General features: G+C 61.2%; 24 protein-coding genes and 1 pseudogene. 12 read left to right on the top strand and 13 right to left on the bottom strand.

Features of this window, described 5'->3' with window-relative positions:
- Window positions 1–21: 21 nt before the first annotated feature.
- The 7 genes from I6F16_RS34800 to nac all read right to left on the bottom strand — a co-directional run bounded on the left by I6F16_RS34800 (window position 22) and on the right by nac (window position 5,710).
- Window positions 22–810 (bottom strand): 5-oxoprolinase subunit PxpA, encoded by a 789-nt coding sequence (locus I6F16_RS34800; RefSeq protein WP_225125188.1) that lies wholly within the window; start codon window positions 808–810, stop codon window positions 22–24.
- On the bottom strand, window positions 807–1,226 hold the full coding sequence (locus I6F16_RS34795; protein WP_225125176.1) for a biotin/lipoyl-containing protein: 420 nt from the start codon (window positions 1,224–1,226) through the stop codon (window positions 807–809). Before I6F16_RS34795 ends, I6F16_RS34800 begins: the two co-directional genes overlap by 4 nt.
- Window positions 1,223–2,209 carry a biotin-dependent carboxyltransferase family protein gene (locus I6F16_RS34790; RefSeq protein ID WP_225125174.1) on the bottom strand — a complete coding sequence of 329 codons (987 nt, stop codon included), beginning with the start codon at window positions 2,207–2,209 and terminating at the stop codon, window positions 1,223–1,225. Before I6F16_RS34790 ends, I6F16_RS34795 begins: the two co-directional genes overlap by 4 nt.
- Window positions 2,206–2,865, bottom strand: coding sequence for a 5-oxoprolinase subunit PxpB (gene pxpB / locus I6F16_RS34785; RefSeq protein ID WP_225125172.1), 660 nt, complete (start codon window positions 2,863–2,865; stop codon window positions 2,206–2,208). Before pxpB ends, I6F16_RS34790 begins: the two co-directional genes overlap by 4 nt.
- Window positions 2,862–4,214 (bottom strand): acetyl-CoA carboxylase biotin carboxylase subunit, encoded by a 1,353-nt coding sequence (accC, locus tag I6F16_RS34780; protein ID WP_225125161.1) that lies wholly within the window; start codon window positions 4,212–4,214, stop codon window positions 2,862–2,864. Before accC ends, pxpB begins: the two co-directional genes overlap by 4 nt.
- A 4-nt stretch (window positions 4,215–4,218) precedes the next feature.
- Complete coding sequence (locus I6F16_RS34775) at window positions 4,219–4,659, bottom strand: acetyl-CoA carboxylase biotin carboxyl carrier protein subunit (RefSeq protein WP_225125123.1); 441 nt, start codon at window positions 4,657–4,659, stop codon at window positions 4,219–4,221.
- A gap of 112 nt (window positions 4,660–4,771) precedes the next feature.
- Window positions 4,772–5,710 carry a nitrogen assimilation transcriptional regulator NAC gene (gene nac / locus I6F16_RS34770; RefSeq protein WP_225125121.1) on the bottom strand — a complete coding sequence of 313 codons (939 nt, stop codon included), beginning with the start codon at window positions 5,708–5,710 and terminating at the stop codon, window positions 4,772–4,774.
- A gap of 141 nt (window positions 5,711–5,851) precedes the next feature.
- On the opposite strand from nac, the gene I6F16_RS34765 reads away from it, so the two are divergent.
- On the top strand, window positions 5,852–7,060 hold the full coding sequence (locus tag I6F16_RS34765) for an aspartate transaminase (protein WP_225133379.1): 1,209 nt from the start codon (window positions 5,852–5,854) through the stop codon (window positions 7,058–7,060).
- 21 nt (window positions 7,061–7,081) lie between these two features.
- Window positions 7,082–7,747: an RraA family protein gene (locus I6F16_RS34760; RefSeq protein WP_225125118.1), complete on the top strand. Its 666-nt coding sequence runs from the start codon at window positions 7,082–7,084 to the stop codon at window positions 7,745–7,747.
- Between the two features lie 525 nt (window positions 7,748–8,272).
- On the opposite strand, the gene I6F16_RS34755 is transcribed toward I6F16_RS34760, so the two are convergent.
- Window positions 8,273–9,364 (bottom strand): recombinase family protein, encoded by a 1,092-nt coding sequence (locus I6F16_RS34755; RefSeq protein WP_346656595.1) that lies wholly within the window; start codon window positions 9,362–9,364, stop codon window positions 8,273–8,275.
- Between the two features lie 18 nt (window positions 9,365–9,382).
- Between I6F16_RS34755 and I6F16_RS34750 the strand changes: the two genes are divergently transcribed.
- The 3 genes from I6F16_RS34750 (at window position 9,383) to I6F16_RS38110 (ending at window position 10,952) form a co-directional block, all read left to right on the top strand.
- Window positions 9,383–9,712, top strand: coding sequence for a hypothetical protein (locus tag I6F16_RS34750; protein ID WP_225133381.1), 330 nt, complete (start codon window positions 9,383–9,385; stop codon window positions 9,710–9,712).
- Between the two features lie 3 nt (window positions 9,713–9,715).
- Window positions 9,716–9,889, top strand: coding sequence for a hypothetical protein (locus tag I6F16_RS38275; RefSeq protein ID WP_346656597.1), 174 nt, complete (start codon window positions 9,716–9,718; stop codon window positions 9,887–9,889).
- 934 nt (window positions 9,890–10,823) lie between these two features.
- Entirely contained in the window at window positions 10,824–10,952 is a 129-nt protein-coding gene (locus I6F16_RS38110) for a hypothetical protein (RefSeq protein WP_276573576.1), read from the top strand.
- Between the two features lie 176 nt (window positions 10,953–11,128).
- On the opposite strand, the gene I6F16_RS34745 is transcribed toward I6F16_RS38110, so the two are convergent.
- Together I6F16_RS34745 and I6F16_RS34740 are read right to left on the bottom strand one after the other, a co-directional pair.
- Window positions 11,129–11,581 carry a hypothetical protein gene (locus tag I6F16_RS34745; RefSeq protein ID WP_225174438.1) on the bottom strand — a complete coding sequence of 151 codons (453 nt, stop codon included), beginning with the start codon at window positions 11,579–11,581 and terminating at the stop codon, window positions 11,129–11,131.
- Window positions 11,582–11,587: 6 nt separating this feature from the next.
- Entirely contained in the window at window positions 11,588–11,809 is a 222-nt protein-coding gene (locus I6F16_RS34740) for a hypothetical protein (protein WP_225125100.1), read from the bottom strand.
- A gap of 703 nt (window positions 11,810–12,512) precedes the next feature.
- On the opposite strand from I6F16_RS34740, the gene I6F16_RS34735 reads away from it, so the two are divergent.
- Genes I6F16_RS34735 through I6F16_RS34725 form a run of 3 tightly spaced genes read left to right on the top strand, consistent with a single transcriptional unit; the run spans window position 12,513 to window position 14,841 of the window.
- Window positions 12,513–12,797, top strand: a complete 285-nt coding sequence (locus tag I6F16_RS34735; RefSeq protein ID WP_225174437.1) for a hypothetical protein — start codon at window positions 12,513–12,515, stop codon at window positions 12,795–12,797.
- On the top strand, window positions 12,798–14,480 hold the full coding sequence (locus tag I6F16_RS34730) for a DNA polymerase/3'-5' exonuclease PolX (protein ID WP_225133383.1): 1,683 nt from the start codon (window positions 12,798–12,800) through the stop codon (window positions 14,478–14,480).
- 37 nt (window positions 14,481–14,517) lie between these two features.
- A complete protein-coding gene (locus tag I6F16_RS34725; RefSeq protein WP_225174436.1) occupies window positions 14,518–14,841 on the top strand; it encodes a hypothetical protein in 324 nt (107 codons plus the stop codon).
- Between the two features lie 369 nt (window positions 14,842–15,210).
- Here the strand turns inward: I6F16_RS34725 and I6F16_RS34720 are convergent, their stop codons facing one another.
- From I6F16_RS34720 to I6F16_RS34710, 3 genes are all read right to left on the bottom strand, one after another.
- Window positions 15,211–15,630, bottom strand: coding sequence for a hypothetical protein (locus tag I6F16_RS34720; RefSeq protein ID WP_225133385.1), 420 nt, complete (start codon window positions 15,628–15,630; stop codon window positions 15,211–15,213).
- Between the two features lie 14 nt (window positions 15,631–15,644).
- On the bottom strand, window positions 15,645–15,839 hold the full coding sequence (locus tag I6F16_RS34715; protein WP_225156309.1) for a hypothetical protein: 195 nt from the start codon (window positions 15,837–15,839) through the stop codon (window positions 15,645–15,647).
- A gap of 568 nt (window positions 15,840–16,407) precedes the next feature.
- Entirely contained in the window at window positions 16,408–16,953 is a 546-nt protein-coding gene (locus I6F16_RS34710) for a TlpA disulfide reductase family protein (RefSeq protein ID WP_225133387.1), read from the bottom strand.
- A gap of 408 nt (window positions 16,954–17,361) precedes the next feature.
- Here I6F16_RS34710 and I6F16_RS34705 point away from each other — a divergent pair.
- The 4 genes and pseudogenes from I6F16_RS34705 to I6F16_RS34690 all read left to right on the top strand — a co-directional run.
- Window positions 17,362–17,596 (top strand): annotated as a pseudogene (locus I6F16_RS34705) (winged helix-turn-helix transcriptional regulator); the annotation flags it as partial.
- A gap of 405 nt (window positions 17,597–18,001) precedes the next feature.
- Window positions 18,002–19,186, top strand: coding sequence for a TlpA disulfide reductase family protein (locus I6F16_RS34700; RefSeq protein WP_085969022.1), 1,185 nt, complete (start codon window positions 18,002–18,004; stop codon window positions 19,184–19,186).
- Window positions 19,187–19,913: 727 nt separating this feature from the next.
- Window positions 19,914–20,105: a hypothetical protein gene (locus tag I6F16_RS34695; protein WP_225156303.1), complete on the top strand. Its 192-nt coding sequence runs from the start codon at window positions 19,914–19,916 to the stop codon at window positions 20,103–20,105.
- Between the two features lie 81 nt (window positions 20,106–20,186).
- Window positions 20,187–20,585 carry a hypothetical protein gene (locus I6F16_RS34690; protein WP_225174435.1) on the top strand — a complete coding sequence of 133 codons (399 nt, stop codon included), beginning with the start codon at window positions 20,187–20,189 and terminating at the stop codon, window positions 20,583–20,585.
- The last annotated feature ends 427 nt before the right edge of the window (window positions 20,586–21,012 follow it).

Below are 21,012 nucleotides of genomic sequence, written 5' to 3'. Positions count from 1 at the left end.
TGGGATAAGGTCCCCTTATGATCATCCACGCGCTCCGCCGGAGCCCGCCACAAGCCGGGAAACCGGCACGATTTCCCCGCCGGTCGCCTCGATCGAGGCGCGAATCCCTCGGGCCAGCTCGACGGCGCCCTGGGTATCCCCATGCAGCAGGATCGATTTGACCGGCATCGCGAGCGCCTTTCCGCTGGCGGCGATGACCACTCCGTCACGCAGCAGACGCTCGACCCGCTCGGCGACCACCCCGGCATCGTGAATGACCGCACCGGGCTTTGCCCGAGACACCAGCAGGCCCTCGTCGTCATAGGCCCGGTCCGCCAGAAACGTCGTGGCGACCCTGATCCCGCACTGCGCCGCCGCCCCCTCGATGGCGCGGCTGCTCGAGGAAACGATCAGGAGATTGGGATCGAACGCGGCGACCGCGCGGACCAATGGCCGGGCAAGATCGGCGTCGGCAGCCGCCATGTTGCCCAGCGCCCCGTGAAAGCTCATATGCGTGACGCGATGCCCGACGGCCCGCGCGATGCCATCGAGGGCGCCGAGCTGGTACGTGACCATGGCGGCAAGCTCGGTGGTGTCGATCTGCATCACGCGCCGGCCAAATCCCTGACGGTCCGGAAATCCGACATGAGCCCCGAGGTCGACGCCGCGCGCCTTGGCGCGCTCCGCCGTGCGCTGCATGATCAGGGGATCGCCGGCATGAAAGCCGCACGCGACGTTGGCCGAAGACACGAGGTCGATCAGCGCTTCGTCGTTGCCCATCGGCCACGGACCAAAACCTTCGCCCATATCGGCGTTGAGATCGATCTTCATGATGTCTCACCTTCGATCGGCTGCAGTGCGAACAGCGGCGTGCCGTAGCCAACGATCGTGCCGTGCGCGACCAGCACATCGGTCAGCGTTCCTGCCCGAGGCGCGGGCACGGCCAAAAGCAAAGGACCGATTTGCAGGAAGCCGAGAGGATCGCCAGCCCGGACATCGGCGGCGACCAAAGCGATTGCGCGCTCGTGAAGCGGGTGACGATCCAGAAAGATGCCCGGCGATGGAGCGCGGACCGTAATTGAGGGCTCGTCGACGGACGCGATCTCCTCGCCATCAAGGACGCGCACCGATGCACCATCGTTCACCAGGCGCAACGTAGCATTCGGACCACGCAGCTCGAGCAGCCCGAGATCGGCGTCCTTGAGCCAGGCGCTCAACTGCTCGACGTGATCGAGAGGCGTGCTCATCGACCTCTCCCTTCGCGGCAGTGAAGCTCGACCAGACGACGGGCGTTTGCGAGCCAGCGGCGGATGTCCGCCGAGGCATCGAGCGCTTCATCCCAGCTACAGCGTATGAAGCGAACGCTGCTCCCGATCGGGGCTTGGCCGAGACGCCAGAGGTCTGCCTCGATCACCGTGCCGATTTTGGGATAGCCGCCGGAGGGCTGTGCATCGCGCATCTGGATGATGGGCTGGCCGCCATGGGGCACCTGAATGACGCCGGGCACGATGCCATGCGAGCGCAATTCCAGTGGACGCAGCGGGTTGAGCTCACGGCCGGCAAGCCTGTAGCCATACCGGTCGCTCTGCGCGGTGATTTTCCAGGCCGTCGACCACAATGCATCGTGCGATGAATTGCTGAAGCAGTCGTACTCGGCAGCCGGCAACACGCGAACGGCGGGCATGCCATCGGCCTCAAGGGGAAGCGCCAGGCCGGGCGGAACTAGACCGAAGCCAGACGCGGCCCGGTCGTTCGAACGGCCGGTCGGCAGTTCGTCACCGTCGCGGAGCGGCCGCCCCTCGTGGCCACCAAACGAGCCTCTCAACTGCGTGCTGCGCGAGCCGAGCACAGCCGGCACGTCAATGCCATCCGCGATGCACAGATAGGCGCGGGTCGCCCGCCATGTCGTCTGTTTGGGAAGCGAAAGCGACAGCACTTGTCCCGCTTCGGCGCGATGCACCCACCACGGCAACACCGGCGCTTCATCGAGCCGTCCCGCGCAGTCGGCGCCGGTGACGGCAAAAACGGTCGAGCGCTCGAACCGGACCTTGAAGGGAAAAACCGGGATCTCAATGGCCGCTGCGTTCTCCTCGTTGCGCAGCAGAATGTTGCCACCGGCGAGCGCGAGCGGATCCATAGCGCCCGATGTTCCGACGCCAAGATTGAGCCCACCGGTACGGCCGAGATCCTGGACCGTCGCAAGCGCGGCCGCTGACAAAACCCTGATCATCGCAGCACCCGGGCGGCCTTGAAGCGGACGCTGTCGCCCGGCTGAAGTAGCGCGGGCGGGCTGCGATTCACATCGAAGAATGCGACCTCTGTACTGCCGATCGTGTTCCATCCGCTGGGTCCGTCGGAGGCAGACACGCCGGTCTGACTACCGCCGATTGACACGGCTCCACGCGGAATCTTCAGCACCGGCACCTTGCGGCGCGGGGTCGCGATGCGAACATCCATGCCGCCGAGGTAACAATAGCCGGGGTGACTTCCGAGCGCAAATACGGTGTAGGTCGGCGCGCTGTGGCGTTCGACGATCTCATCGACACTCATGCCGGTGTATTCGACGACATCGGACATATGCGGTCCAGCTTCGCCACCATAGACGACGGGCAGATCGATGCAGCGCCCGGCGATCGGAAGCGGCGCGACGACGTTCCAGAGTTCGATCAGCCTTTGTTCGATCTCCTCTGGCCGCCGCGGCGGCTCGACGAAAGCCAACATAAGGTTGTTCATGCCTGGAACAGCTTCGCGCACGCCGGGAAATCCGGCAGCCTCGTGCGCCATGGCCCAGATCCGCCGCTGCGTTTCGAGCGAGGTCTCGCCCGGCGCCTCGAACAGCAGGGCCGTCGTCCCGAGCAGGCTTGTGCGAGGCCGATCCGTCGTCATGGCTGCCCGCTCCGCCGAAAATTCGTCTCGAGATGGTGGATGCTAACACCGCCGCTGATAAAATCGGGATCGTCGACGAGGCGCCGGTGTAGCGGCAGGTTGGTTGCAATCCCCTGGATTCGGGCCTCGTCGAGCGCCACCCGCAACCGCGCCAACGCCTCCTCGCGCGTCGCGCCATGGACGATAAGCTTGCCGAGCAGCGAGTCGTAGTACGACGACACGCGGTAACCGGCACTCGCGTGACTGTCGATGCGCACGCCAGGTCCACCCGGCATCTGCCAGATATTAATCACACCGGGCGAAGGCACGAAGCTGTCCGGGTCTTCGGCATTGATGCGGCACTCGAACGCATGACCGTGACAGGCGATGTCGCCCTGCCTGAACGGCAGCCTTTCACCCTGCGCCACACGGATCTGAGCCTCGACGAGATCGATCCCGGTGGTCATTTCGGTAATCGGATGTTCTACCTGAAGGCGCGTATTCATCTCGATGAAGTAGAACGCGTCATCTTCGACCAGAAACTCGAAGGTGCCGACGCCGCGATAGCCGATCTGCCGGCAAGCCTCCGCGCAGCGCTCGCCGATTTCGCGGACTAGTGCATCCCGAATCAGCGGGGCTGGCGCCTCCTCGATCACCTTCTGATGTCGCCGCTGTAGCGAGCAATCGCGGCTGCCAAGCCAGACCGCGTTACCGTGCGCATCGGCGATCACCTGGATCTCGACGTGGCGCGGGCGACCAAGGAATTTCTCGACATAGATTTCGCTGTTGCCGAACGCCCGCCGCGCTTCTTCTCGAGTTAGGAGCAGCGCATCGCGCAAGCCGTCTTCGCTCTCTACCATCCGCATGCCGCGACCGCCGCCGCCGCCCGCGGCTTTCAGGATCACGGGATAGCCGATCTCGTGTGCCGCCATGCGCACGACATCAATATCCTCAGTCAGGGCCGCATCGGGACCGGGGACGCATGGAACGCCCGCCGCTCTCATGGCGCGCTTGGCCGCGATCTTGTCACCCATGACGCGCATGCTCGCGGCGGCCGGACCAATGAACTTCAGCCCCGCGGCCTCGACCTGCTCGGCAAAGCTGGCATTCTCGGACAGAAATCCGTAGCCGGGATGGACCGCCTCGGCACCACTGACCTCGGCCGCAAACAAAATCGCCTTCTGGTTCAGGTAGCTCTGCGCGGCCGCGGCCGGCCCGATACATAGCGCCTGGTCGGCATGGCGCACATACAGCGCCTCTCGATCGGCTTCGGAATGGACTACGATCGTACGCAGCCCCAGACGCCGGCACGTCCTCTGGATGCGCAGAGCGATCTCTCCCCGGTTGGCTATGAGAACCGAGTTAAACATGGGATCACGCAAACCGTATCAGTTCTTGTCCGGCCTCAACTTCCTGACCAGATGCAACCAGGATCGCGGACACCGTGCCGTCTTGTTCGGCGCGAACCTCGTGGAACATCTTCATCGCCTCGATGACACAGAGTGGTGTTCCGGCCGTCACAGCCTGCCCTACCGAAACGAAGACCGGCGCATCCGGCGCCGGCTGCAGATGGACAATTCCGAACAGGGGGGCTGCGACGTTCGCCTCGCTCTTCGGCGTTGCATCGGGCTCGGCACGAGTCGGCCGCTGTGTGGCGTGTGCGGACGGGGCCTTGTTGATCGGTGCCCGGACCATATCGTTCGGCTGCTCCCGACGAACCAGCCTGAGCGACCAGCCGTCTTCGCTGAACTCCATCTCGTTCAGATCAGACGCAGCCATCGCATCGATCAGGCACTTGATCCGGTCCAAATCCATGTTCCGCCCCCCATACGGGATCGTGGCCCTGCACATGCAACGCCGAACTCGACGCTAGCGCTATCGATTCCTGCCGACCAAGACGGATTGGCTTTGCCCCTATAAGGGAGCGCTATGACGCCTTTTGAGACCGCTCTTCAGGCGCTACGAGGTTTCCCGGCAGACCGGCCACAAGCTCCAGCAGAATCTCCTTGATCGCCTGCGCCGGTTCGGACAGCGGCAAGTGATCGGACTGGCACAGCGCCAGCGGGGCCTCGATCACCGGATCGATAATGCAGGATTGCCAGGCATCGCAGGACGAAGCGACCTGCCGTGCCATCGATTCGGGCAGGATGGTGGCGCCAAGTCCATCGGAGATCACGGCAGCCAGGGTGCTGGCGGATTCGATTTCCGCCACGACTTTCGGCACCTTGCCGATAGCCGCGAACGCGTCGTTCACCATCTTGCGGACCACATTGTAGGGACGCGCGAGGTAGAGCTCGGTGTCCACGAGCATCGCGAGCGGCACTTCGGCCGGTGGCGCCACCATGCTGCCGCGGCCGACAAGGTAGAGCGGCTCGCGCAGCAACGGCTGGAAGGCTAGACCGTGGACGGCAGTCTTGCCGCCGTAGAGAACCGCCAAGTCCATGCGGCCGTTCATTACGAGCTCGGAAAGCGTGGTGCCATAGGTCTCGTTCAAATAGAGCAGAATGCCGGGGTGCCGCGCCCGTACCGCCCGCAGCAGCGGCAAAGCCAGTCCTGCCGCGGCAGTCCCTGGCGCGAGTCCCACGGCCACGGCCCCGGAGATGTTCTTCGCGGCCGCATTCATGTCGACACGCGCCTGGTCGCATTGCCGGAGGATGACCTGGGCGTGGCGATACAGCACCTTTCCGGCCTCGGTCGGCACTACGCCGCTTTTGGTGCGCACCAGAAGCTGCTGACGCACCTCACCTTCCAGGGTCGCGAGCTGTTGACTGAGCGCCGGCTGCGCCACATGCAGCACATCGGCCGCTTGCGTCAGGCTGCCGACGTCGACGATCTTCACGAAATACTGCAGTCGCCTGAGATTCATGTCGTCTCCTCAGACCACCTTCTGCTCTGACCGGGAGCAGAGTATCCATAAGATATGCCTATCAGGCCAGATTGAACTCGTGTTGGCCAGCGGCCGGCTGTGTCTCTAGCGTCGCACCTCGCTTAGCCAGGGTCAATCACTATGAACCATCCTCGGATCTCCGCACGCGTGAAGCGCATCAAGCCTTCGCCCAGCTCGGCGGCAGCCGATCGGGCAACGACGCTGAAGCGGGAGGGCAAGAACATCGTCAGCCTCGTCGTCGGCGAGCCGGATTTCGATACGCCCGCGAACATTCGCGCCGCGGCCTCAAAGGCAATGGACAAGGGCGCAACCCGCTACACGATGTTGGCCGGCTCCGTCGATCTGCGCCAGGCGATTGCCGCGAAACTGAAGCGCGAAAACAATCTCGTCTACTCACCTTCCGACATCATCGTCACCAACGGTTGCAAGAGCGGCATCTACAGCGCGCTGGAGGCGACGATCGAGGCCGGCGACGAGGTGATCATCCCGGCGCCCTACTGGGTGTCGTACCCCGATATGGTGATTGCCTGCGACGGCGTTCCGAAGATTGTCGCGTGCCCGGAAAGCCAAGGCTTCAAGATCTCACCGGCGCAGCTCGAAGCGGCAATCACGGGCAAGACACGATGGCTGATCATCAACTCGCCTTCGAATCCGACAGGCGCGAGCTACTCAGCTGCGGAGTACCGCATGTTGGCCGAAGTCCTCGCACGGCATCCCCACGTACTTGTCATGACCGATGACATCTACGAACACATCCGCTTCGACGACCGCGCAACGCCGCATTTGCTGAACGCTGCACCCGAGCTGGCGGACCGCGTGGCTGCGGTCAACGGCGTGTCGAAGACCTACGCGATGACCGGCTGGCGGATCGGCTGGATCGCCGGGCCCGCCGATCTGATCCGTGCGCTGAACACGCTGCTGTCGCAGGCAGCCGGCAACGCCTGCTCGATCAGCCAGGCCGCCGCTGTCGAAGCGCTCAACGGTGATCAGAGCTTCGTTTCCGAAAGCGTCGCGATTTACCGTACCCGCCGCGACCGCGTGCTGACGCGCATCAACCAGATCGAGGGCTTGAGCTGCCTGCCGCCCGATGGCGCGTTCTATCTCTACGTCAATTGCGCTGGCCTGATCGGTCGAACCACTCCGGCCGGGGCGCGCCTCGAAACCGACAGCGACGTCGCCATGTACCTGCTCGAAAGCGTTGGCGTTGCGGTAGTTCAAGGTAGCGCCTATGGGTTGTCGCCGTACTTCCGCATCTCGATCGCCACGTCGCTCGATGTGCTCGACGACGGCACCAATCGTATCGCTCGCGCTGTTTCCGAACTCCGCTGACACCCCCATCGAAAGCATCCCATGTCAGACGCCGGCATCGCAAAGAACCCCTCAGCCCCGCAAGTCGATCCTGCGGTGATCGCAAAACTGATGACTATTCCGGTCGCCTTGCTCAGCGATCAGTTGCACCGCAATTGCGGCAGCATCGGGCTAATCCCCTATCACTCACCGGCGCCGCTGGCGGGCACCGCGGTGACGGTGAAGACGCGGGGCGGCGACAACCTCGCCATCCTGCGCGCCTACGACTTTTGTCGTCCCGGCGACGTGATGGTTGTCGATGCCGGCGGCGATATCTCCAACGCACTGGTCGGCGGCATCATGACGTTGGGCGCGGCCTCGCTCGGGCTTGCCGGCATGGTGCTCGACGGCGCCATTCGCGATCTCGCGGAAATCCGTCAGCGCACTTTTCCCGTGTACGCGCGCGGTGTGACCCATCGCGGTCCCTACAAGGATGGTCCTGGAGCGATCAACGTCCCGATCACCGTCGGCGGCATGCCCGTGAACGCGGGCGACATCATCGTAGGTGATCAGGACGGCCTTCTTGCATTCCCACCCTCCCTGGCTGCAACGGTCATCGAGAAAGCACTGGCCCAGGAGCAAAAGGAACACGGTACCATCCACGCGATCCGTGAGGGCCGATGGGATCGCGCTTTCGTCGATGCGCTCGAGGCTCGTTGCGCGAACTGAGCGGCAAATGACGACATTCTGATCGCGCGGCAGTCCGGGTTGCTCGCCTCAGTATCCTCGACGACGCGCACGGGGTCGAGCCAAGCGAGCGCAGCGCCGATGTCCTGCTTTGCCGTCCAGGCGCCCTCAACTGAACTTTCAAATCGAGCTTGGAAAGGCCGCCCATGTTCAAAGGTAATCTTTGGTCGGCCGCGCTCTCGCTGATCAGCGACATAAGCTGATGCCTGCTTCTTGATATCGGCGAGAGGTAGCGCCGCTTGCAGAACTCTTACACGCTCTGCGGCGAGCGCCTTGATCTGCGCTCGCAGGTTCGACACCGCTTGCGCCGGGGTTGCCTTCGTCCCCTCAGGCTTGGCGCGACTCGGCTTTGCCATCTCATAGGTCCCAGCCGCGCCCAAGAGCCAATGCTTGATGTTGGCGACGAGGTTCGCCAGATTTCGATGCTGCTCTTGAAGATCGGTGAGCCGCCCTTGAAGACGCGCTAGCTCTTGATCCATTGACGCCAGCTCGGATGCGGGAGCCGTACTACGCGCTCTGGAGAGTTCGGAAGCTCGGCGCGCGACCGAGGCGGAACGAGCGCGCGTTAATCATCGTTCTCGCAGCTTCGAAAAGCTCGCGTTCGACAAGCGGATCGAATGCATTGTACGCCCGAATCCACATGCCCGGTTCGTTGCGCACTCGCCTTTTCTTCAACTTGGAGGAACAACGATTCCAAACGTTGTCGCCGGCATATTTCTCATTGATCAGAAGTTGATGGACCGTACCCCTGGTCCAGGGACGCCCAAGATCGGTTGTGATACCCTGTTCATTGAGATCGGCAGCAATCTCTCCCTCGCTGCGACCCTCATGAACGAAAGCCTCGTAAACATTGCGGACGAGAGCGACTTCTTCCTGGGGGCCGAGGGTCAAGATCACGTGATCAGTCTGGATACTCTTTTGCTCGCCGCGCCCGAGAACTCCTTTGATCGCGCCACGTTCGTCGATCAAGGTTCGCCGCAAGCCAAATCCTGCCGCACCACCCTGACGGTAGCCCTTTTCGATCAGTCGCCCCTGACCCGCAAACACTTTGGTAGAAAGCTCGCGGCTATATTCGCCGGCCATCGCGCGCTTGACGCCTTTGACGATGGTCGAGATCGGGCTGCCGTCATTGTCAAACTGCTCCGCGCAGTACTCGACGGCGATGCCCGCGCGACGACAGATATATTCATAATAGGCGCTTTCGTCGGCATCCTGAAATCGGCCCCAGCGGCTGACATCATAGACAAGAACCAACGTGAAATCGCAGTTGCCGGATTGTACATCTTCGATGAGCTGTCGGAGCGCATCACGCCCCTCGATCTTCAAGCCGCATTTTCCCGCGTCGACATATGTTCGTACAATCTTGATCCCGCGGGCTTCGGCATATTGCTTGATTGCGTCTGACTGATTTTCTGTCGAGTACTTCTGGTGGTCCGTCGACATGCGAACGTATTCTGCGGCCCAAATAGGACATTCCGGCTGTTCCAACTGGTTACTTTCGTAGAAGGTCCGGCTCGTCACAACTTGCGCCTTCTGATTTCCGGCAACGGAGGTCCCGGCGAATTTCCGCCACTGCGCAAGGAGCACGGTGACAGCCATAGGGCGGTCAAACAACTCATGCACCAAACCGACGCGAGCGAGAGAAGCGTCAAGCACTGGCTGTCGGCACAGCATGGCCCGGATACAGTGTATTTCCTACGTCTCGTGGTTTCGTCGCCCATCATCAGGGCTTTCGTTCTTGGTCTGATCGAAAGCCCGGCGGCACGTCCGCCATCCGATCCGGTTGATCGCTTCTCGCTCGCCACAGCTCGAAAGGCCTATGTCGCTGGCGAAGCCGCTGGCAGGAAGCCGCTAGCAATTGCGCAAAAAGATGACCCTGAACGTGTCCCTAAACGTGTCCCCATAAATGTCCCTGATCAAATTGAGCTCAGCGAACGACAACGCTGATTTCTGGCACGTCTGGCGGAAGGAGGTCGGTGCGGCGCCAAGGAAATCGTAGCGGAATGGGAGGTATGTCTGAAAACTGCGCGTCGGGACATTGGTGCTCTTCAGAAAGCGCAAGTCCTTGAGTATGTCGGATCGCGCAGAAAAGGACGATATCGGCACAAACAGACGGCGTCGTAGCTACCGTGACGGCCACTGGCTTCATCGACGCTGCGGAGGAGAGCCAAGTCGTTTCTCGGGGCCTTCGGTTTCGAGGGCTCTCACGGGGGCCCCGGCGCCGAGCAAATGCGCCTCGCTAACAAAGTGGTCGCTGGTTCTGCCGGACCACGGATTGCCTTAGCGGGACGGCCAACGCTGCCCCGCGTGGACGTCCGAGAGCTAAGGATTGGTTTGACGGTAGATTTGGTATATTGGCGTCGCTGTCGGTTTGTGTCTGGGCGCTCCAGTCTTGCACCGTTCAGTGACTACACCCTGAACCAGCCCGGGCGCCCCGGTGAGCATTCGAGGGAACTTTGACACCCGCGATCTTCGCGGCTGTTCGATGTTTCCGCAGCTCGGCCCGGTAGCCCACCCTGAAGACATCACCAGCTTCGAAGTCGCTTCCAAACTGAGGAGTGAGCTTCAATGTTGATCATTGACGATGATGTTGTGAAGGCTGAGCTTGGGCTCAGTGAACTGCCCCGGGCTCAGTCCTAGTCCCATGAACGTAGCCTGGCCATCATCCGGCACCTCGCCAATAACACCGGCAACAATGGCTCACGGACGATCCGCATCGAGAATGCTCAAGCCGACGCATGGCTAAGGATCTGCGCGATTGGGCAAGCCATCGAGAAGGAAGGCCGATGTCCCGATGACGTGTGGGACAAGGCAATTGCGTTGACGCGGTATTGGCGGTCCCCTTCTGCGTCATAGTCAATCACTTGGGAAGGGCCCGCACATCGGCTGCTGACGGACACTCTTGGCAAGCCGCAAGGCCCGCCGCGCCTTCTCAACCGCATTTATTGTTTAAAGGTGCGCGGCGAGGCTCTCGACAGTTGCTGCCCGATATCATCCTCTAACCGTGACGCCGCGCTCCCATACCGGCGCGCAGCGGATCACGCAAAAGGAGGCATCCATGTCCCGTTTGGAATTTCTTTTGGAGACGGCACAATACATCGTCGATTTTGCGCGTTCCCTCGCCGAGGGCCCCGCCGAGCCGCGGCTGGTGATCACCAGCGCTCTCGCGACGTCGGCGTTGATCTGATCGCTATTCGGTCGTACGTGCACGAGCGCAAGCAGCGTGCCTCGTGACGGCACCGGAGCGTTTTGTTGGCCGCGCTCGCGCGCCAGCTTCTCGGCCGCCGCGACGCTGCGGGCCTCGCGCACCACGCTACCGGCCGCCGCACAGAAGGCTGGCCCGTCGGCGACGCCGGTCTGCCTCTACCCGACACGTCCGAGCGGAATTCTCCCCTCGGGCGGACGAGTACCGGGTCGGCGCCAACGGATTGGCCCCGGGAAGCTATTGGCGATGCTCAAGACCCGTGCCTCATCCGTTTCAAGAGCTATTTTTTGGGCGAGCATGACATCGCCCAGGACCAAACCACCCACCGGAACGAAGCACCACCCTGTCCCGAGCCGCCCGTATTCGTCGATCTCGTTGACGTTGCCGGACGTTCCCAGCCGGATGCGGTACCGCTTTCCGGTATCGCACCCCACGACGTCGAAATATCCTTTCCTATCGAATTCGACCCTTTGCTGGGGCGAAAGCCAAGAACGCAGCAGTCGCAGCGCTCGACCCTGAACCGTTTTCTCCTCCTTTGCTGCTTGATAAAGCCTACCAACGGCCAAGCTCCGGTCGGTCCACGGGCCGATGCGACCGATCCTTTTCTTCACCGGTGCTCACCCGCCCACTAGCCGCGGGAAGAACAATGTCTCTTCGGCCGTCGGATCGAACGCGGTGATCCGGGTTACCTCACCGGGCCCCTTCCGGACCGCCGCGGTATATCCTTTGCTGGTAAATTGGAGAAAAAGTCTTTCCGCCTCTACCAATGCTTCTGCATTGGAGTTGTCGAAGAAGTGCTGGCTGTCGCCGCTGTGATCCATCACGATTTGCACTGCCATGCTGAGACTCCCGATTGCACGTCATAAGCAATGTGGAGTCCGAGCCCTCGTTCCTAACTGACCCAATCGCCACTGCGACACCTTCTACGCTCTGCATCATGGGCATAGGACGGTGCAGTGGCTTTCTCCGACGTCCCTGACGATCGCCTCAGCTTGGTCGAGCTCGACCGAATATCGACATAACGGTGTCGGGCCGTGGCGAGCAGTGCGGGGTTCTCAACCTATCGATTGCGTGCTGCCGTGCAGCGTCTCACTGCCGCACCTATGTTAAGTTCACCGCTTTGTGACCCGTGTACTAAAGACCCCCACGGGAGGCTGACCGGCTGGGCCTTTGTGTCGATCACAACGGGTTCGCGGAGATTGCGATCGACCACTGCAGGTTCCTTTGATTTTTCCCGGACTACAGCTAGTGAACACACGATCGGGCCCCAGCGAAAAGCGGCCTTATGGATCGCTTATGACCCGTCACGGGCCGCTCGGCGTGCTTGCAAGCAAACGAGCAAACCGCCACCGATTTAGGACGGATTGAGCGCGAGCCGTGGAGCCGGATGAGAGAACAGCGAAGTCACTCGCCGAGGTCGAGTATCGGCAAAGCCAGCGCAGGTGCGGCACCCGCCTTTTAAGGACTACCCGGGGGCCTTTGACAGGCGCGTGTGACAGCCTTGGCGACAGAACTATCGGCGGGAACAGGCGTTTACCGATCATGTCAGACGCATTCGACTATTTCCGCGCCTACGCCGTCCGAGCTCTTTGCAAGGCCCGATCGATGCCGAAGGGTCGGATGAAGCACCTGCAGCTTGTGGTCGGCCGGATCTATAACCTCCTCAAGAAGGAGGCGGCTTACGGCCCGAACACGCAACACCTGGAAGACTTCCGGGCAGCGCAGAAGCTCGAGAGATCTCTGGACAGTCGGCCCAACGACGACATGGCCCCTCGAACTCGCTTTGCCGCAACGAGTCCTCATCGCACCGGGCAGGAGGTTCGTTGAGTGACTTCCCTGGACGCTCGCACCGTAGCAGAACTCCTGCGGGAATATGCGCAGCGCACCGCGTTGCGTGGCGGCAACCCCTACCGGGCAAAAGCCTACTCTCGGGCCGCCGACAGCCTAGCGGCTATTGCCGTTCCTCTGGATGCGCTCATCGCCGAAGATCGTCTGACTGAGATTCCGGGTGTCGGCGATGCGATAGCCGACATCATCACCAAGCTTCACAAGACGGGCACTCACCCGAGTCTCGAAAAGCTGCGGAAGGAGATTCCCGAGGGGGTGCTCGAGATGCTTGCCGTTCCGGGTCTGCGTCCGGAGAAAGTGCTGCGCTTCTACAAGGATCTTGGCATCGGCTCGCTCGCGGAGCTGGAGGCCGCCGCCAAGGAGGACCGCATCAAGAAGGCCAAGGGGCTCGGAGCCGCGCTGCAGACCAAGATCCTGCAGAATCTGGCGATCGCCAAAAGCGGAGAAGGCCGCCTCCACCTGCACCGTGCCGCCGCTCTGCTTGCGCAGGCGAAGGATTCGATCCGAAAGGCCCATCCCGAGCTGAAGCGCGTGACGCTCGCAGGCGACTTCCGGCGCGGTTGCGAGCTCGTCCGCGAACTAACGATCGTTGCGGAAGCTCCCAGGGGTGGCAAGACATCGGAGCCTGCTCAGACCGATGGGCTGCGGATCCGCTTGTCCGACCGCAAACACTTCGGCGCCGCCCTTCTCTTCGCCACCGGCTCCACCGCTCACATCGAGCAGCTCCGAGAGATAGCCTCTAAGAAGGGAATGCGGTTGGAGGCCGACGGCTTGCACAAGGGCCGCCCGCTGATCGCCGGCGACGAACCCGACATTTACCACGCTCTCGGGCTGCCCTTCATTGATCCCGAGCTCCGGGAGGGGCGCAACGAGGTCGAGCTGGCTCTGAAGGGCAAGTTGCCGAAGCTCGTCACCGACCAGGATCTGCGCGGAATCCTTCACTGCCACACCGATGCTTCCGACGGCATCGAGACCCTGGAGTCGATGGCGAAGGCAACCCGCCAGCGCGGCTTCGAGTATTTCGGGGTCGCCGACCATTCGAAGTCTGCCCACTATGCCGGAGGTCTCTCCGTTGAGGAGATCGCGCAGCAGCACCGGGAAGCGGATCGACTGAACAAGCGCTTCGTCAAGGACTTCCGAATCCTCAAGGGTATCGAGTCCGACATCCTTGCGGACGGGTCGCTCGACTATGACGACGACGTTCTAGAGCGCTTCGATTTCGTGGTCGCCAGCATCCATGGGCGCTTCAAGCTGGATCGCAAGGCGCAGACGCAGCGCCTGCTTCGGGCTATTTCCGACCCTCACACCACCATCATCGGCCACATGACGGGGCGACAGCTCCAGCGGCGGCCGGGCTACGAAATCGACGTCGAGAAGGTGCTTCGGGCATGCGCGAAGCACGACGTCGTCGTCGAGATCAACGCTCATCCGTGGCGTCTTGACCTGGATTGGCGCTGGCACCAGGCCGCCCTCGAATTTGGCTGCATGCTGAGCATCAATCCGGACGCGCACTCGATTCCCGAGCTCGACCACATGCACTGGGGCGTCCAGATGGCCCGCAAGGGCGGCGTCCCTGCCGACCGGATCCTGAACGCGATGACGTTGCCAGAAATCACGCGCTACCTGCGACAGAAGCGGCGCTCCCTCGCCCGCGCTGCCTGATGTCGCACGCGCACGACCTCTCGCTCGAGGGAAGGTGGTGGCGGTCGCCGCCGATCGCGGGCACCACTTCAGCAAGCCGTCACGGGATCAGATCGTGCTGGTTGAAGGCCGTGGCGTCGAAGGCGACGCCCACGCCGGCCCCTTCGTCGGGCACCGCTATCTCGCCCGGCGCCGACCCCGGCTTCCCAACCTGCGGCAGGTCCACCTGATCCCATTCGAGCTCTTCGCATCCCTCTCGAAGGCTGGTTTGGTGGTCGGAGCCGGAGAGCTCGGCGAGAACATCACCAATGCAGGCCTGGACCTCGAACGGATGCCGCTCGGGACTTCATCGAACTCGGGCCCACAGCCATCGTCGAGTTGACCGGCCTCCGGACGCCCTGTGTCCTGATAGACCGCTTCCGGGCGGGCCTTAAGCGGCGCGTGCACTCGTCGGCGGAAAGGGGCCCTGCATTCAGATGTGGGGTGCTGGGCGTGGTGCGGGTTGGAGGGGCGGTCGTGGCCGGCGATATCGTGCGGGTGCGCCTCCCGCCCACTTCGTTTCTGGCCCTACCGGGCCTGTAAGAGCTCGGTGCACAACTCGGCCGCCTGATGGCCGAATCGAAAAACGGTCGGTAGATCGGGCCGGCATGACCGCAAACAAGGTAGCGGCGGTACGCTTTGGGGCTGGGGAGGCAATCGACAGTCCGGGACTATTAAGCCGCCGAGCTCCGCTGGCGGCTTTTTTCTTTGACTAGGAGGCGTTCGCCCTGGCTCGTTCGCGGGCTTCGCGGCGGCGTTCACGGCGTTCGCGCCGCAGCTTCGCACGGTCGGCGGGCTGCGTCAGTGGAGGAACCGCCGCTATTTCGGCTACCGGCGGGGTCGTCTCGCTGGCCGCCGCCGCTTGGATTGGCTCCGGCATCGGTCGGGCTTCCATAAATTCAAGCACTTCCCGCCCTTTGGAAGTCAGCCTCCAACCACCGCTTGTGCGTTCGATGAGCCCTTGTGACCAGATGTCGAGATCCGGCACCCGCGCCGCGAGGCGTCTGGTCCGGTCCGCCCAATCGCGTCCGCTGGTCGCCAGGATGGCCATGTCCCTCTTGAGGTCCTCCATCACGGCAAACCCATCCGGATATGCCACCAGGATCTTGAGGACCGTGACTTGGAAGTTCACGTCCGCCCCCCCGATCAACGCCACATCGTGGGCGCGTGCGAAAGGGCATCTCGCCCAATCTGCCTAAGCCTCTCGCGAGAGACTTCGCCCCCGGTTTCCAGGATCTTCGAAGCAACGTGCGTACGTGCGCCGATCTGTCGTCCTAAGACGCTTTCGCACACTTGATCAAGGACCGCGCGCAAAAGCGCGATGGTTGCCGTATCGAACATGAGGTGCCCCCAGAAGGGAAAATCCAATCTTAGCCCGGTTTTGCCGGCGTGTGGATTCGGGCATGTTAGCCTTTGTGGAAAATACGACCGAACTAGAAACGGGTGCAAGATTACGGGTGCCGATGCCCCGCTCGCAAACCTATTCGGTTCGAAGCAGCGTTCGCGCAAAACAACGCGCGGTAACGATTCACGACAACCCACTCTCACTGTAATTATCGTGTCTCACTGCAGGGGTGCAGTCCAGTCGTGGGGACAGCGCTAGCTTTAGGCGCCACCGCTGATGAACCACTTTTGTAGGCGGGCCTCTTGATGACTCGCACACGCATCCTTTGTCGCCAATGGGACCGCAGGCACTCGTCCCCCTTCCATCCACAGCCCACAGTATTTGTCGATCACCGCGAACAAATTCATTCGCAGCTGGAAACCCGGTCCGTTCGAAGCAACGGATCCGCATGGAGGAGACGGACTCTAAGCTCATCCGGCCTTAGAGCGACGCCTCTTCGAGGGCAGAACGCGGCTTCGCCCAATCTCTCCATCGCTAGCCTAAGTTTGGCGAAAAGCGGCTCAGTCAGGCTTGTTGCTCCATTTCGCGCATTATACGCTCGTTTTCGGCAATCCGCTCTGTTTCGGCGGCTTTAGCTTCATCGCTGGTCCGCCAGCTGCCGGTCAGAATTTTCGGCAAAACGTCATCGAGCTGTGTCGGAAAGCCGACAAAGGCGATGCGGCCGTCACGGTCGACCACGAACGAGGTGGGAATCCCGACAGACAAGCTGGCATCCAGCCAGAGCTTTTCCATTTCGCCTGTGTAGTCGAACCCGATCCGGTAATTGAGATTCGGTACCTTTTCAGTCAACCAGGCGTCCAACTTGTCTCGGGCCTCGTCCGCTGTTTGAGCGCGTTCAAGAGCCGCGAGTCCGAGGACCTCAATGCCGCTGTTTTTGTATTTCTCTTGCAACTGCACCAGTTCCGGGACCGCCGCGACACACGGTCCGCACCAAGTTGCCCAAAACTCGACGATGTACACCTTCCCAGGCTGGAAGCTCGAGAGGGGCTCGCCGCGCAGCCAATTCTCCACTTTGATCGGAGGAGCTGGAGATTCTAATCCGAGCACCATGTTACTCTCCAAAACTTAGTGCCCGACCTTGGGCGACTTTTTGTGTAGCTGATCTCTGATCGCAGGCGCGACCGGCTTGCCGCATGGGGGCTTCCCAGCGAGATCCGCGGCGAATGTCGGTGCCGCCGCTAAGCGCGAGGACGATCCAAGTCACAAGCAGGAAGGTTTTCCCTCATGAGGGGTTACATCCGTTCAAGGAAGCAGAGCTTCGGGTGGTGCGCATCTGTTTGCACCAGCACTCGTTCGCTATTGCCGCACTCCAGTAGCAAGGTCTGTGAGCAAGGTCTGTGCCATGTCGTCTGCGTGCATTGTCCTGAACCTATTTGCGGCGCACTTTCCCGAGGTTTGGACGATTTCCTGCATCGCATAGAATTTCACGGCGGAATTCACCTCAGGCGGGAGCTGATCATGCGATATGATCGAGTAGACGCCCACATCCTCGAGATTGTGCGAAAGAACAACCGCCTAACTTCCGAGGTGCTCGGCGAAATGGCCGGGCTTCCTGCTACCGCCCTGTCAACGACGACTGAAGAGGCTCCGCTCTGAGGGCATCATCGAAACCGACGTCTCAATCGTCTCGCCGAAGGCGGTGGGAAGACCTATTCAAATGCTTGTGCTGGTCACCCTGGAACGGGAGCGCGCCTCCCTTGCGAAATCGATCCTATCTGCCATTGCTACATGATGCGTTAGGGCGGCGGCAGTCCTAGACACGAGATCTTGCCGGATCGGATCGCATGACCAAGCGCTCACCCCTCTTGGATTCCGTGTCCAACGTCTGACACGGGACAAATTTGTCAGGTTCAAAACACCGGCTGCGTTTGGGGCGCCTTGGAGTTTTCAAAGCGTAATCAGGCGCTTGATGGGTGCTGACCGAGATGGCACGCTTGTTGCTATTTGGATGCAGAAACACGGAGTGAGGGCTGAGCGCACATCAGATGCGCAAAACGAGTGATGCTCTCCTTCTCTTGAAGGTGTGTGCTCCGTTTCTGAGAGAGACGGGCTAGCGCACAAAGTCGCGCAACGAGTGGCAATAGTTTTGGTGAACAACATGGTGCTGCGCATGGAGTCCCCGGCTCCTCCGATCAAGGTGGAGAATTGGCTGCGCGGCGAGCCCCTGACGAGCTTCCAGCCCGGGAAGGTGTACATCGTCGAATTTTGGGCAACTTGGTGCGGGCCATGTACGGCAGTGATGCCTCATCTAGTACAGCTGCAAGAGAAATACAAAGACAGCGGACTTGAGCTGCTCGGCGTCGCAGCTTACGAACAAGCTCCAACGGCGGACGAGGCCCGAACAAGCTTGGACGCGTGGTTGACCGACAAGTTCTCGAACCTGAACTTTCGGATCGGGTTCGACTCCACAGGCGAAATGAACAAGCTTTGGATGGATCCCAGCTTTTCTGTCGGGATTCCCACCTCGTTCGTCGTTGACCGTGACGGCCGCATCGCCTTTGTCGGTTTTCCGACACAGCTCGATGACGTCTTGCCGAAAATTCTTAACGGCAGCTGGCGCACCAGCGATGAAGCTAAAGCCGCCGATACAGAGCGGATCGACAGCGGACGACGCGAAATGCGCGAAATGAAGCGCAAGCGGGCGCTGATTGAGCCTATACTCGCCAAGCTTCAGCCGGCGATGGAGGCGGAGGATTGGGCAAAGGCGCTTTCGACGGTTGAAGAGGCCGTCGCGGTGATGCCGGACGATCTCCGCTTCCGCGCGCTCCATGCGGAACTGTTGCTTCACAAACTGCGCAACTTGCAGACCGGCTTGCCGGTTTTGAGGCAATTCGCTCGCGACGCGATCGACAAAAACGATGAGCAGTGGATGGAGTGGGCGCTGCGCCAACTCTTTGATCCGGCGAATGACAACTCCCACTTCCCGTCAGCCGAGCGCCTCGCGATGGGCAAAGAGTTGTCCGAACACATTCTTGCGCTGAATCCTCCGCAAGGGGACGGTGGCTTTAAGTACCTGTCCTATGGGACGGTCGCTCAGTATTATTATGAGAGCGGCAACAAGGATCGCGCGATCGAATTGATCGAGGTGGCGTTGAACTCGCTAGGAGGTCCTGAGCCTATCCCCGACGAACTGAAACAGGACGTCATGTCGACGTTGGTCGAAGCGCTGGCCAACTACAAGGGTGAGAAGGCTTGCTATGGGACTGTTTGTGCAACTCCGCAAGACGGGTTTCCGACAGCGTCAAAGCGCAGGCAACGGAGCAAACAACAAAAAGAAGGGTGAGTGTCGGAATTGCTCGCTGGCCATCATCCATTTCTCTGGCGGCCAGTGGTCGTTCAAGGTTCATCCAGATTTGCACCTTGCCTCGGCTGGAGTGTTCCTTCGATCAAGATTTCAACATTGCCGCCGGCGCCTGTTAAATGCCGCGCCTTGACGAGCAAGGCCTAGATGATGCGCGGCAAATCTTGTTAGCGAGTGCCACGGATGCGACCATGATCGGTGGTCTTTGCAGTCCGAATGCAGAGCGGCGCATTCAACTCGTCAAGCAACTTGAATCAAGGTCGCACCAACGATCAGCAACGTCCGAAGTCGTCCATTCCGCCCTTTGATGTCGCCCCAAGCCGCTGCGTTTGGACACCGACAACGAAAACCTCGTCCCGCCTAGCGGGCCGGTTGTCAGTTCGGCAACAAAGTGTCACCAAGTGGACGATACGTAGGGTCAGAAAAACGAAAAATCAACAATCTTCAACGCCTCTTGCCTTGTTCACGGCGTCGGTACCGATCGCTTGTGAGCCCGAGATGGTTGGCGACTTTGAGCAAAGGCACGGAGACTGGCTGTGTCGCGAACTGACGTAGAGCGATTCGTCGACGATCTGGGGAACGAGGGTGTCTGCTCGAACGCGTAAAACCAACTGCTACCGGCCTTGCATCGATTGTCGCGATCCGAAAGAGCCTCGGCTACAGCTTCACACTTGATGAAGCTAACAGTTGCATTCGAGCTCGACAGAAGTTGACGACTAAACGGCTCGCCGGTGGCACTGTTTATTCGAGTGATACGATCTCGACCGGCGCTGTGCAGGCCGTTGCGGAGGTGGCCACGAGCGGCGCGCAAGCCGCGGAAGCGGCCGCTGCCCACGCCAACGCAGTTGATCTCGTTGCAGTTGTTGTGGTTGTTATTGTTGCGGTCGTGACCGAGGTCTGACATGGCTTCGCTCCGACCCGCATCGGCGGGTTGCTCGAGGAGGCCATGAGTGCGATGAGAACATGAAGTAAGCTTCGTCAAATGACACACGCTGCCGCCGAACACTACCGACAGATTTTTGACCGGCGTACCTCGGAGCAACTGTGCACGCTGTCGCACCTCAAACGCTTCATGGAGCGGTTAGTCGGTGATGTGGAGTTCCGCAGGGCACTCGCGGAGGCAATCGCCACCCCTCGAGCGGTAACAGAGCGGTACGGCATCAAAGTGGATCCAATGGAGGTGCTGCCGCTCTGGCGCGGTGGCTACCAACAATACAGTTTCAAACCGGAGTCTGCGCCGTGGCCGCAGGCTGTGATGTGGGATGAGTATCTCCGCGAGATGTTGCGTCATCGCGACCTTCTTGCGCGACGAAGGCGAGATGTCAACGATCAATCCTCGCTTTCATGCCTGGTGCGAACGGCAAATCCGGCGGTGCAATGACCAAGCTCAGCGGAGGATGGCAGCCAGGCGACTTTCTTATTTCGCGAGGAATGACGGCGCAGCCGGCAGGGGAAGAAAGTCGATCGGCGCCGTTGCGCCAAAGGCGGTCGAGGCGTCAGCCGTCATTCGGCCAGATCAATCCATCGAAGAGGCCGTTTGGTTGCGCGCGGTCCGAACAGAGCTGACATCAAGGAGGACGTGGCGATCTGCGAGTCCACTGAAAGAGTTGGCTCAACCGAATCCAATGGTGATGAGCTCTCTTTATTGCAGGTGGACGGATCTCCGCTTCCACGATCGCGCGTCGACAGCACACCACATTCACGAGAGCGGCTGGCCGTATCTGTGATCCGTCGCCGTTTGGTCGATGCCGCATACGACCGCCACGAAACTGCCACTCTGCGATGATCGGTCGAGGCTCGACGCTTGG

The sequence above is a fragment of the Bradyrhizobium sp. IC4060 genome, from assembly GCF_020193715.1.
Taxonomy (GTDB): domain Bacteria; phylum Pseudomonadota; class Alphaproteobacteria; order Rhizobiales; family Xanthobacteraceae; genus Bradyrhizobium; species Bradyrhizobium yuanmingense.
Note: the sequence above shows the minus strand (reverse complement) of the source record. Positions and strands in the feature narration are given on the sequence as shown.